Annotated in this window: 12 protein-coding genes and 1 riboswitch; all 12 genes read left to right on the top strand. The window is 39.1% G+C overall.

Annotated features, from left to right (window positions below; genetic code table 11):
• The 12 genes from BUE08_RS05855 (at position 1) to BUE08_RS05800 (ending at position 13,043) form a co-directional block, all read left to right on the top strand.
• Complete coding sequence (locus BUE08_RS05855; protein WP_286680549.1) at positions 1–627, top strand: cyclodeaminase/cyclohydrolase family protein; 627 nt, start codon at positions 1–3, stop codon at positions 625–627.
• A gap of 95 nt (positions 628–722) precedes the next feature.
• Positions 723–817: riboswitch (THF riboswitch) on the top strand.
• A gap of 80 nt (positions 818–897) precedes the next feature.
• The gene (locus BUE08_RS05850) at positions 898–1,434 is read left to right on the top strand and encodes a folate family ECF transporter S component (protein ID WP_286680548.1); all 537 of its coding nucleotides are present in this window, start codon (positions 898–900) and stop codon (positions 1,432–1,434) included.
• 90 nt (positions 1,435–1,524) lie between these two features.
• Positions 1,525–2,613 carry a dipeptide epimerase gene (locus tag BUE08_RS05845; protein WP_213951893.1) on the top strand — a complete coding sequence of 363 codons (1,089 nt, stop codon included), beginning with the start codon at positions 1,525–1,527 and terminating at the stop codon, positions 2,611–2,613.
• Positions 2,614–2,632: 19 nt separating this feature from the next.
• Complete coding sequence (locus BUE08_RS05840; RefSeq protein ID WP_059031466.1) at positions 2,633–4,486, top strand: sigma-54 interaction domain-containing protein; 1,854 nt, start codon at positions 2,633–2,635, stop codon at positions 4,484–4,486.
• A gap of 276 nt (positions 4,487–4,762) precedes the next feature.
• Positions 4,763–6,622, top strand: coding sequence for a peptide ABC transporter substrate-binding protein (locus tag BUE08_RS05835; RefSeq protein ID WP_213996205.1), 1,860 nt, complete (start codon positions 4,763–4,765; stop codon positions 6,620–6,622).
• A 124-nt stretch (positions 6,623–6,746) separates the two neighbouring features.
• The gene (locus tag BUE08_RS05830; protein WP_059031465.1) at positions 6,747–7,691 is read left to right on the top strand and encodes an ABC transporter permease; all 945 of its coding nucleotides are present in this window, start codon (positions 6,747–6,749) and stop codon (positions 7,689–7,691) included.
• Entirely contained in the window at positions 7,691–8,656 is a 966-nt protein-coding gene (locus BUE08_RS05825; protein WP_059031464.1) for an ABC transporter permease, read from the top strand. Before BUE08_RS05830 ends, BUE08_RS05825 begins: the two co-directional genes overlap by 1 nt.
• A gap of 11 nt (positions 8,657–8,667) precedes the next feature.
• Positions 8,668–9,717 carry an ABC transporter ATP-binding protein gene (locus BUE08_RS05820; RefSeq protein ID WP_059031463.1) on the top strand — a complete coding sequence of 350 codons (1,050 nt, stop codon included), beginning with the start codon at positions 8,668–8,670 and terminating at the stop codon, positions 9,715–9,717.
• Positions 9,710–10,651: an ATP-binding cassette domain-containing protein gene (locus BUE08_RS05815; RefSeq protein ID WP_059031462.1), complete on the top strand. Its 942-nt coding sequence runs from the start codon at positions 9,710–9,712 to the stop codon at positions 10,649–10,651. The genes BUE08_RS05820 and BUE08_RS05815 overlap by 8 nt, the downstream gene beginning before the upstream one ends.
• A 13-nt stretch (positions 10,652–10,664) precedes the next feature.
• Positions 10,665–11,480 carry a C40 family peptidase gene (locus BUE08_RS05810; protein WP_286680547.1) on the top strand — a complete coding sequence of 272 codons (816 nt, stop codon included), beginning with the start codon at positions 10,665–10,667 and terminating at the stop codon, positions 11,478–11,480.
• Between the two features lie 126 nt (positions 11,481–11,606).
• Complete coding sequence (locus BUE08_RS05805) at positions 11,607–12,185, top strand: LemA family protein (RefSeq protein ID WP_059031460.1); 579 nt, start codon at positions 11,607–11,609, stop codon at positions 12,183–12,185.
• Between the two features lie 39 nt (positions 12,186–12,224).
• Entirely contained in the window at positions 12,225–13,043 is an 819-nt protein-coding gene (locus tag BUE08_RS05800; protein WP_059031459.1) for a TPM domain-containing protein, read from the top strand.
• Positions 13,044–13,050 lie beyond the last annotated feature (7 nt).

The raw sequence follows: 13,050 nt of genomic DNA, 5'->3' as shown, positions 1-13,050 counted from the left end.
GTGATCAACAGCAGCATAAGCATAAAAGAATTTTTGGATGTTTTAGCTTCCAAGGAGCCTACTCCGGGAGGAGGTGCTGCTTCAGCACTGGTTGGAGCTATAGGAACGGCTTTGATGTCAATGGTTGCGAACCTGACAGTTGGAAAACAAAAATACAAAGAAAGCGAACCTCTTATGAAAGAATTGCTTGAGGAAGCTGCAAGACTTCAAAAGGATTTAATAAAATTAATGGAAGAAGACACCGAAGCATTTAACAAAGTTACTGCAGCTTTTAAAATGCCAAAAAACAATGAAGAAGAAAAGGCAAAACGAAAAGAAAAAGTACAAGAAGCCCTAAAAGGTGCAGTTGAGGCTCCTTATGAGATTATGGAAAAAGCTGTAAAAGCATTGCATTTACACGAAAAGTCTTTAGGCCATACAAACGCTTCTACAATTAGCGATACAGGAGTTGGCGCTTTGTGCTTAAAAACTGCCCTTTGCGGTGCGTGGCTTAATGTAAAAATAAATCTTGGCAACATTGATGATGATGACTTCGTACAAAAATACAACGAAAAAGCCCAACAACTTTTAAATGAAGGAGTAACGTTGGCAGATGCAGTGTACGAAGCAGTATTAGAGAGCTTATGAAAGATAAACTGCTGCAAATATGTATTAAGGTAAAATAAGATAACATATTTACTGGCCAAAGAACGAAAATTTTGATAAAATATAGCTAATATTAAGGCAGAGTAGGTAACTTGCGTCAAGTGCCAAGGGATGGGACGTTGCCCTTGGACGAAAAGCTTTTCGCTTGCGGTAAGTTATCGCGTTCGCTGCCACATCAGAGGAACAAAGCCTTTTTCCGTTGGTGTGGCAGAATAACATACTGCCATTAAAAATGGAAGGAGGCTTATTTTAATGAAAAAAATTTCTACCAGAGAAATGGTGTATTTATCCTTTCTTGTTGCTCTAAATATCGTACTGTCAAGGGTGGCAAGCATCAGGATAAACATTGGAACAGTTGAGGGTATAAGGATAGGTTTTGGAGCTTTTCCGACTATCTTTGCAGGCATCATGTTTGGCCCTCTTGCCGGTGGGATAGTAGGTGCATTAGGAGATTTCTTGGGATTCTTCATAAACCCCAGCGGTTTTTACTTTCCTCCAATTACGCTTTCAGCGGCATTAGGCGGCACGATTCCCGCTTTCATTCTCCAAACCTTTTTCAAAAACCAACCTGACACCCTATGGCAATATATTATAGCTATTGGTATCGGCCAAGTTATAACATCAGTTATCTTAACACCATACTTTTTACAGCTTGGCTTTAACATACCATTTCTTGTTACGCTGCCGGCGAGAATAGTCGCTCAGTGTATCAACGTCCCCCTCTATTCTTTTTTGACGCTGGCAATTAAGAAAAAAACAGGTTCAATCCTTACTTACAGCCCCAAATAGGGGCTTTTTTACTTTCTGTTTATATTTGCGCATAGTCTGTACGAAGTGATATAATTTATTTAATTAAAACTTCAAAAGGTGTGATTTTTCTTGAGAATAAATGATATTGAAGTGGGAAAGATAAAGATTCCTTTAAAAAAGCCGTTTAAAACTGCCTTGCGCGAAGTCTATGAACTAGAGAATGTGATTGTTAAGATTACCACTGATACAGACAGCATTGGTTATGGGGAAGCGGCTGTGACTCCTGTGATTACAGGAGATACCATAGGTTCTATAAAGTGTGCCATAACAGACTATATAAAACCAAAGATTATTGGCATGGAAGTAGAAAACCTAGAATCGATAATGACAGAAATAGATGCATCACTTGTACATAACGAAAATGCAAAAGCTTCGGTTGATATGGCAATATATGATTTGTTCGGACAGCTTTATGGCGCACCGGTTTTTAAGCTTCTTGGCGGATTTAGAAATAAAGTAGTGACAGATATAACAATCAGTGTGAACGAGCCGGAAGATATGGCAAAAGATGCAATAGAAGCTGTTGAAAAAGGTTATGAGACACTTAAAGTGAAAGTAGGAAAAAATCCTTCCAAAGACTTGGAAAGGTTAAAAGCTATAAGAGCAGCAATTGGCTATTATATTGATATCCGCATAGATGCAAATCAAGGTTGGACGCCAAAAGAAGCGGTTAAGATATTAAGAAAAATGGAAGATGACGGGCTTTGCATAGAACTTGTGGAACAGCCGGTAAAGGCTTCTGATATAATAGGGCTTAAGTATGTTGCCGATAATGTGGAAATTCCCGTATTAGCCGATGAAAGTGTTTTTTCACCTCTTGATGCAGCAAATATTATTCAAAATAGGGCAGCAGACTTAATAAATATCAAGCTTATGAAAACAGGAGGGATTCACAATGCACTGAAAATATGCGATCTTGCAGAAACATATGGTATTGAGTGTATGCTTGGGTGTATGATGGAAAGCAAGATTGGTCTTACTGCGGCGTGCCATCTTGCGTGTGCAAAAAGTATAATAACCCGCTTTGATTTAGATGGGCCCAACCTGTGTGCCGAAGATCCGGTTATAGGAGGAGCAAACTATGATGAATATGTGATAACATTAGATAATAAGCCGGGGCTAGGTTTTAAAGAAATAAACAGTGTCGAGTACTACTAATTTTATTAAGGGTGAGTTTATGTTTGAGAGCACTGAGCACTTAGAACTTTTTACCGATATGATGTCGGAAGGCTTTATAGTTATTGACAATAATGGCACCATACAGATTTATAACAATAAGGCAAAAGAGATATTTGGCATCCTGCACAACCAGCAGATAAGCCATCTAAAGGGGAAAATTAACGATGGCGACATAGTTATTATAGGCGATAACGCAGTAGGAAAAGACGACGGCGGTCTTGATTCAGAATCCCTTGAATATATAGGTGTTCGTGATAAGAGAATAAGAGAAGACGATGTTTTGATTGCCGTAGGGGCTTATAAGGATAGCAGTGTTAAGCCTGTGTATATATGTAAAGGCAGTGATGAAGTAAAAAATGCCCTTAAAATGGAAACCAAATTTCTAGGTATCGACATTAAAGTTGTTATAGATCTTGTAAATAAAATAATAACTATCGAAGCAGACGGCGAAAAATACAGCATGAACTATGTCAGATACATTGGGCATCTTGTAATTTTAGACAGAGCAACAAAGAAAATGAAATTCTATCAGGCTCAGGGCTATACGGCAAGAGGCGAAGGATTAAAGGATATATTGGACGGCAAAGAATATATGGCAAAAGGTGAAAACTCTGAGTTCCTGAATGTTATTGGAAAAAATGTTTTTGAAATTCATAAAGGATGTAAGACTATTAAGGAGTTTTACGATGTAGCGAAAGGCGAAAATATAAGCTATATAGATGAATTCAAGGAAATAAACGGTTTTCCCACGATGTGCACATTGATACCCGTTGATAAAGACGGTAAAAGAATCGGAGCAGCACTTAAGGTTGAGGATATTTCCGAAATTAAGCGAGTCATACGAGAAAGAGATGATGCACTATTCAACCTTGAAAAAGTTGAAAAAGAATTGCATGAAGAAAAGATGCTAAAGGAACTTTTCCCAAATATAATTGGTGAAAGCAAAAAAATGAATTACGTCAAGAAGCTTGCCCTAAAGGCCGCAAATACAAATTCTACAGTCTTAATTTTAGGTGAAAGCGGCACAGGCAAGACGCTTATAGCAAAAGCTATCCATGAACGAAGCAGAGGGGATAAGCCTTTTGTCCATGTAAACTGCGGCACTATACCGGATACCCTTCTTGAAAGTGAGTTATTTGGCTATGAGCGCGGAGCTTTTACAGGAGCTAGAGCTGAAGGAAAAAAAGGCTTTTTTGAAATGGCAAATGGCGGCACGATACTTTTAGATGAGATTGGAGAAATATCGCCACCCCTGCAAGTAAAATTGCTCCAAGTCCTTCAAGATAGAAGTTTTTACAAAATCGGCGGCCAAGAAAAAATAAAGGTCGACGTTAGGGTTATAGCAGCATCTAACAGAAATCTGGAGGAAGAGATACTTAAAGGCAATTTCAGAGAAGACTTGTACTACAGAATAAATGTGTTTCCGATATGGATACCGCCACTTAGAGAAAGAAAAGAGGATATATATCCCCTAGTAGAGGCTCTCCTGCCGGCAATATGTGAAAAAGTAGGCTGTGGCAGAAAAACCCTTTCAGTTGAAGCTCTTAATATGCTTTTAAACTATGACTGGCCGGGAAATGTACGAGAACTGGAAAACATCCTTGAACGAGCAGTTAATCTGTGTGATGGAAATTCTATTTTTTCAAAACATCTAGTATTAAAACCAAATAACAATGAAAACTTTGAAATAAGCGACATAGTCCCTCTGAAACAATCGGTTGCAGAATTTGAAAAAGACACTATAAAAAGAACCTTAAAACTGCATAAAGGCGACAAAAAGAAGACTATGAAGAGTCTTGGTATGAGCAAAACGGCTTTTTATGAAAGACTTAAAAAATATGATATCCAGTAAGTCCGGATAACCGGAATTAGTTCTATTTATGGGAAAGACTGTTTCAAGGTATCTAAATCGATGTAATTCAAGTATTACATCTTTTTACACATAAAAAGTATTCCTGAAAATAGGAAATTAAGTGTTTATGTTCAAAAATTACTTACGAAAATTCAGTATTTTTGGTTGGCATGTTTTTTGCTGAGATATAAAGTAATATATTTTAACGGCGTCAGCGTTTATTATATAAACGATCTAAATAACCAATATCTATTATTATTAAGGGGGTTTTAAAGTATGTTCAAAAAGAAAGGAATAGCATTACTTACAATTATCTTGTTGGTTTTATCACTTATTGTAACAGGTTGTTCATCAGGTGGCAGCAAAAACGAGGGAACCGGGTCAAAAAAAGATGAGTACTCAACAGCTTATTCCGGAGAAATTTCTACAATTAATTATTTAACTACGGCCACCACTTCGGAATTTGCCCTTGCAGCAAATTTAGTAGACACTTTAATTGATTATGATAAGTATGGCGTAGTGCAGCCCTGCCTTGCTACGGAATGTAGCGTATCCGAAGACAAACTTGTTTGGACATTTAAACTTCGCCAAGGCGTCAAGTGGTATACCTATGAAGGTAAGGAGTATGCAGAGGTAAAAGCACAAGATTTTGTTGATTCAATAAAGTACATACTAAATCCTGATAATGGGTCAAAAACTTCGAATATAGTTTATGGAGTTATTAAAAACGCCGAAAAATACTACAATGGAGAAATTACAGATTTTAGCCAAGTCGGCGTAAAAGCTATTGATGATTATACCCTTCAATATACACTGGAAAAACCAATACCATATTTTCTATCTATGTTGACATATGTATGTTTCTTCCCTGTTAACGGGCAATTTTTAGAAGAAGTCGGCGACAAATTCGGCACCGACAATGTGAATTTTCTTTACAATGGTGCATATATAATGCAGACATTTGAGCCTCAGACAAAAAGAGTGCTTGTGGCAAACGAGAATTATTGGGACAAAGAACATGTGTATATTAAAAAGCTGAACTATATTTACAACAAAGAAGCGGCAACTCTGGCGCCGGAGCTGTTTTTGCGTGGAGATATTGACTATGCGGATATTCCGGCATCAGTTCTTGATGAATGGATGAAAGATCCTGAGAAAAAGGACTTAATTCGCCCTAATAGAACAAATTTCTATACCTATTTTTATGCTTTCAACTTTAATCCTCACTTTGCGGCAGAGTTTGAGCCTGAGAATTGGAAAATAGCCGTAAACAATGTAAATTTCCGTAAGTCAATTTTCCATGCACTTGACAGAAAAGCGGCAATGCTTACCGCAGAACCTTATAACCCTGAATACAGACTAAACAACACAATAACTCCTAAAAATTTTGTAGACTTAAATGGAACTGATTACACCTTATTAAATGGCCTTGCAGAATTTTCGAACACTGATTCCTTTAATAAAGATTTAGCCCTTAGCTATAAAGAAAAAGCTATGGCTGAATTACAGGGAAAGGCAAAATTTCCCGTAAAAGTTTTAATGCCTTACAATACAGGCCTTACTGATTGGACAAACAGGGCACAGGTAATAGAACAGCAGCTGGAAAACCTTCTCGGCACCGATTACATCGATGTTGTAATAGAGGCCTACCCGCCGACGGGATTTTTAGATGCTACACGGCGCGCAGGAAATTATGCTTTAATGGAATGCAACTGGGGTCCGGATTATGCAGATCCGGAGACATATACAGATCCCTTTGTTCCTGACAGCAACTATAATTGGCCTCATATGGCAGAAGGTTACACCGAAGCAAATGGCAAAACCAAATATGAAAACATGGTAAATGCTGCAAAGTCTGAATATCTTGACCTTGAAAAACGCTATACTTTATTTGCTGAAGCTGAGGCATTTTTGATAGATCAGGCCTTTGTAATACCGTATTCGGTAGGCGGCGGAGGCTACTCAGCATCAAGGCTTAATCCTTTTGAATCACCATATTCACCTTTTGGTGTTTCCAGTGAGAGATTTAAAGGACAAAAGATACTTGATAAGCCCATGAATACCGAAGAATTCAATGAAGCGCTCAAACAATGGGAGAAAGAGCGTGCTGAAGCGTTAAAGAAAGCGGCGCAATAGGAAATAAGGATTGAAGGACTATTTTAAAATAGTCCTTCAATCATAAATCATATAAAATTGCTAACAATTATTAAATCAACTTCTGCACAAAAGGCGGACTTTTAAACAAGGGAGGTTGAAGATATTGCTAAAATATTCACTAAAAAGGTTGCTGCGCTCACTGCTCACCTTGATAATCGTAATAACTGTTGTTTTTCTCTTGATGCGTCTGATGCCTGAGGAAGGTTATTTTGGCGACAACTATGAAAAACTTGACGAGGCGCAAAGGGAAGCCATATTAACCAGCATGGGACTTAGAGATCCTATACACATTCAACTTAAAAATTTTTATCTTTCGATTTTATCCGGGGATTTAGGAACTTCGATAATATATAGGCCAAAAATGCCGATAGTTGATATCATAAAAGCTAAAATACCTTATTCGGTGTATTTTGGACTTGCTGCAATGGCACTATCCCTTGTATTTGGAATAACTCTTGGGATTGCAATGGCCAGAAGTAAAAACAGATTTTGGGATAAATTAGGAACCGGCTATATAGTCATTATAAATGCAGTACCTGCTGCAGTTTATTATCTGTTCTTACAGCTGTACTGTTCAAATATCTTCAAGCTTCCTATCCTTTTTAACATTGACAATCCAAGAAGTTGGATACTCCCAGCCATTTCTATGTCCCTGGGCGGGTCAGCATCTTATGCGATGTGGATGAGACGGTATATGGTAGATGAAATGAACAAAGACTATGTAAAGCTTGCGCGAGCTAAAGGGCTTGCAAGCGCTAAAATAATGACTCGGCACGTTTTAAAAAATGCCTTTGTTCCAATGGCACAGTATTTGCCGGCATCTATCTTATTTACGATATCCGGTTCCATATATATTGAATCGCTTTATTCTATTCCCGGCATGGGCGGCTTGCTTGTAGATGCTATCCAAAGGCAGGACAATCCGCTTGTGCAAGCCCTTGTCTTGATTTATTCCTCCATTGGCATAATCGGGCTTTTTTTAGGCGATATACTTATGGCATCACTGGATCCACGAATAAAACTGGATAAAGGGGAGGGTGCCAGATAATGAGCAGAAAAATCGATAACTTAGAAGACAGCATAGATGAATCTTTGTTTACTTTTGCAGAATATGACGAAGCAGAGGCAGAACGTATCGGATATTCCAATTATTCTTACTGGCGTTCCACCTTCCAAGTATTTAAAAAAAATAAAACGGCAATGTTATTTTTAACAATAATGATAATCCTCATTACTTTTACGGTTGTGCAACCATATTTGCCAAACCAAAAATCCCCTACCAAAATCTATATAGATCCGGCAACAAATATGCAGCTGAGAAACCATCCTCCAAGCCGAGAGTTTTGGTTCGGAACAAATTCTATAGGTCAGGACTTATGGTCCCGTATATGGAGCGGAACCCGAACTTCACTTTTTATAGGCCTGCTTGTAGCGATTTGGGATGCTCTTATAGGAATTACGGTAGGTGCGTTATGGGGATATGTGCGGCGGTTGGAGGCACTTATTACGGAAATTTATAATGTGCTGGACAACATTCCTACTACTATAATCCAAGTTTTATTTGCCTACATTTTGCGGCCTAGCATTCAGACGCTTGTCATTGCTATGTGCATAACAGGTTGGCTTGGTACTGCTCGCTTTATTCGCAATCAGATAGTAATTATCAGGGACAGAGAATACAACCTTGCTTCCAGGTGTCTCGGAACGCCTACAATGAGAATTATTACAAGGAATTTATTACCATATCTTGTTTCCGTAATCATGCTTCGAATGTCACTAGCCATACCGGCAGCCATTGGCTCTGAGGTTTTTTTGACATATATAGGCTTAGGGCTTCCTGTGAGCATACCATCTTTGGGCAATCTAGTAAATGAAGGCAGACTGGTGATGATGGTGCCTTCACTAAGGTACCAGCTAATATTTCCTGCAATAGTCCTTTCCCTAATAACAATATCATTTTACGTAATCGGTAACGCTTTCGCAGATGCCGCCGATCCAAAGACTCATGTTTAGGAGGTATCGATATGGCAGATAAAGAGATAATAATGTCAGTAAAAGACCTGGTAGTTAAATTTGAACTTAGAGGAAGGACCTTGACTGCTATAAGAGAAGCATCACTGGATCTTTATAAAGGCGAAAGTCTGGCAATAGTAGGTGAGTCAGGAGCCGGCAAATCTGTATTTACAAAGGCATTTATGGGGCTACTTGACGATAACGGATGGATAGATTCGGGAAACATCATCTACAAAGGAGAAGATCTGGCAAAATATGAGACAGAAAAGGATTGGCTCAAAATCCGAGGTAAAGAAATTGCCATGGTTTTTCAAGAACCCATGACTTCACTAAATCCCCTTAGGACCATAGGCAGTCAAATTGAAGAATCCATAGAACTGCACAGGGGACTAAAAGGAAGAGCAGCAAAAAAACTTGTGCTGGAAATCCTAAATGATGTAGGAATAACAGAGCCTGAAAGAAGATATTATCAGTACCCCCACGAGTTTTCCGGCGGTATGAGACAAAGAGTGGTTATTGCAATTGCGATAGCGTGCAATCCACAGATACTTATTTGCGATGAACCGACCACTGCCCTTGATGTAACGATTCAAGCTCAAATTCTTCGACTTCTAAAAAACTTAAGAGAAAAGTATGATTTGACTATAATCTATATTACCCACGATTTGGGAGTAGTTGCGAATGTGGCAGATAGGGTAGCTGTTATGTATGCAGGTGATGTAATTGAGATAGGAACATGTGAAGAGATTTTTTACGATCCCCGCCATCCTTATACATGGGCACTTCTTTCTTCGCTTCCACAGCTGGGGGTAAAGGGAGAAAAGCTGCATTCCATAAAAGGAACACCGCCAAATCTTTTTACCGAAATAAAAGGCGATGCATTTGCCCCAAGAAATCCGAAGGCGCTGAAAATCGACTTTGTAAAAAGACCGCCATATTTTTCTGTAAGCCCTACTCATAAAGCAAAAACCTGGTTACTTGATCCCAGAGCTCCTAAAGTCGAGCCTCCGGAATCTATTAAAAAACTTCGCTCCCAGTGGAAGGTGAGTGCCAATGAATAATGCGACTAAAGAAGTTTTGTTGGAGATAAAAAATCTTCGAGTAGAGTTTGGGATAAAAAAGAAAAAATTTGCAGCGGTGGACGATGTGAGTTTTTTTATCTACAAAGGAGAGACCTTTGGCCTTGTAGGTGAGTCTGGTTCCGGTAAAACCACCATAGGCAGGGCGATAATGAGGATAAACGAGGCTGCAGGGGGAGAAATCTTATTTCATGGGCAGAAAATAAGCGGTAAAATAAGCAAGGAGTTAGACAAAGAGCTGACTAGAAAAATACAAATGATATTTCAAGATCCTATCGCGTCTTTAAACGAAAGAGCAAAGGTTGATTATATAGTTTCAGAAGGGCTATATAATATAAAGAACTATAAAAATGAAGAAGAGCGAAAGCAAAAAGTTGCAAAAGCGCTTTTGGACGTAGGACTGCTGCCGGAATTTGCCGATAGGTTTCCTCATGAATTTTCCGGCGGCCAGCGGCAGCGCATAGGGATTGCCAGGGCTCTTGTTATGGAACCTGAATTTATTGTGGCAGATGAACCCATATCGGCGCTTGATGTTTCCATTCGCGCACAAGTACTAAACCTGCTTTCTGAACTGCAGGAGAAAAAAGGGCTTACTTATTTATTTATTACACATGACCTGTCCGTTGCAAGATTTATAACAGACAGAATAGCGGTTATACGTAAGGGGAAGATAGTGGAACTGGCCGATACCGAGAAATTATTTGCACATCCGTATCACCCTTATACCAAAGCATTGCTTTCGGCCATACCTATTCCGGATCCTATAAGAGAAAAACAAAAAACGCTTCAGGTATATGATCCAAGCTGCCATGATTATAAAAACGATCCTCCGGCATGGGTAGAAATTGAGCCAGAACATTTTGTTCTTGCAAACAAAAAAGAGCTTGAAGAATACAAGACTGCATCGAGAGTCTAAGGAGGATATATACATGGAAGATTATGCGGTAGTCGTTTCAACTATAGGGACTTTAAAAAAGGAGCCTGATTTTAAGAGCGAAACAGTAGATGAAGCTTTGTTCGGGATGGTTGTTAAGCTGCTTAAGAAGGCTTCGGACAATTGGTATTATATCACCACAAGTTATGATTATGAGGGATATATTCATGACAGCCAGATTCATATTTGCGGCGACGAAGCCTTAAATTGGGACCGGAATGCAAATCATATGATAAAATTCGGTATCATAGATATAATGGCAGAACCCAGTTTTCAAAGTTATCAATTGCTTGAACTTACAAGGGGAGCGGTAGTTAAACTTTCGGGAAAAACCAATGAAAAATGGAGTGAAATAATTTTACCTACCAAAACTATGGGGTGGGTTAGAACGGAATTTATTGCAGACAGGATAAGACCGCAAGATAGCAAACCAAATGAAGATATCTTGCGTAAAAATATAATAAACACAGCTCTATCGTATCTTGGAAGCCAGTACAGATGGGGCGGAAAGACGCCTTACGGCATAGATTGCTCCGGCCTTTGCTCTATTTCGTATTTAATAAACGGTATTGTGATTTATAGGGATGCACATATTAAGGAAGAATTTCACATGCACAAAATAACAAGAGAAGAAATAAAACCTGCCGATCTTCTTTACTGGCCGGGTCATGTAGCCATGTATCTTGGAAATGATAAATATATACATTCCACCGGGGCATCGAGTTCGGTTGTAATAAACAGCCTAAACCCTAAAGATCCGGATTTTCGCGAAGACCTTGCAAACGTTCAAGAAATAGGAACAGTTTTTTAGAAAGCTTCCCGGCCAAAAGCCGGGATAAATTTTTATAAATCAATAAAACTACTGCATTATATGTGTTTTTCATGTATAATATGTATTAACACCGATTTTAAATACCGAAATACAGGAGGGAGATTCTTGAAAAACGCTCTTAAGATATTAATTGTTTTAGTTGTGCTACTAGCAGTAATCGCATTACCCCTTTTGACTTCTTACAACAGTTTAGTGGCTGCTGAAGAAACAGTAAATAGCGCCTGGAGTCAAGTTGAAAACCAGCTGCAAAGGCGCACGGATTTGATTCCGAATTTAGTAAACACAGTAAAAGGTTATGCATCTCATGAAGAAACGGTATTTACCGAGGTCACAAAAGCCAGAGAAAAACTAATTGCAGCAGGAACTGTGGCGGAAAAAGCCGAAGCTGACCAAGAGCTTTCTTCTGCTGTGTCAAGACTTCTTGCTATAGCTGAAAACTATCCGGAACTAAAAGCTGATGCTAATTTTAGACAGCTGGCAGATGAGCTTGCAGGCACTGAAAACCGAATAGCTACAGCCAGAATGGACTACAACAATGCGGTTCAGGCTTACAATACAAAGATAAGGAAGTTCCCGACGGTTATCATTGCTAAGATTTTCGGCTTTGAACCCAAGGAATACTTTAAAGCCGAGGAGAATGCAAACAAGGTTCCGACTGTTGATTTCGGAAATGCTAATGAATAATCCGCTCTAAAAGCTGCAAGAGGGGAAGTGGTCAGCTAAATGAGTAATAAAACAAAAAAACCCGCACAAATATTCATTCCCGCAATTGTAATTTTGCTGTTTGCCTTAAGTTTCATCCTTATAAGACCCGGCTTTACTTTCGCAGAGCCTGTGCCTTCTAAGCCTGCAGTAAATCTTTATGTATTCGATTATGCAAATATAATAGATGAGATAGACGAGACTAAAATGCAAAAGATTGCCAAGGCAATAGATGATAAAACAACGGCGCAGGTAGTTGTAGTTACAGTAAATGATCTTAATAATATGGAAATCGAAGATTATGCGCTTCAGCTGTTCAGAAGCTGGGGAATAGGCGATAAAGAAAAAAATAACGGCGTCTTAATTCTTGTAAACAGAGAAAGCATTGTAAATAATCAAAGAGGCCGCATCCGAATAGAGGTGGGATACGGTCTTGAAGGCGCCATAAATGACGCGAAAGCAGGTGCTATTCTAGATAACTATGCTATACCTGCTTTTGAATCAGAAAACTATTCAAAGGGAATCTATGACACCTTTATGGCAGTCTGTTCCGAAGTTGCAAAAGAATACGGTTTGAATTTATCAGATGAAGAATTTTCCCAGCTTAGCGACTATTCAACTTCAACAGAAAGCAATGGCATACCGTTCATAGATATACTTATAATTTTCATTATACTAGTTGTGATCCTGACGCTTTTGCCGCCAAGCAGCCGCAGAGGAAGGAGTCCTAGAACCTATAGAGGCGGAGGCTTTGGAGGCGGTGGGTTCGGCGGAGGAGGCGGTTTTGGCGGAGGCGGATTTGGAGGCGGAAGAAGCGGAGGCGGAGGCGCAAGCCGATAGCAAATTT

This window comes from Tepidanaerobacter sp. EBM-49, from assembly GCF_001896645.1.
GTDB classification, from domain to species: Bacteria; Bacillota; Thermosediminibacteria; order Thermosediminibacterales; family Tepidanaerobacteraceae; genus Tepidanaerobacter; species Tepidanaerobacter syntrophicus.
Note: the sequence above shows the minus strand (reverse complement) of the source record. Positions and strands in the feature narration are given on the sequence as shown.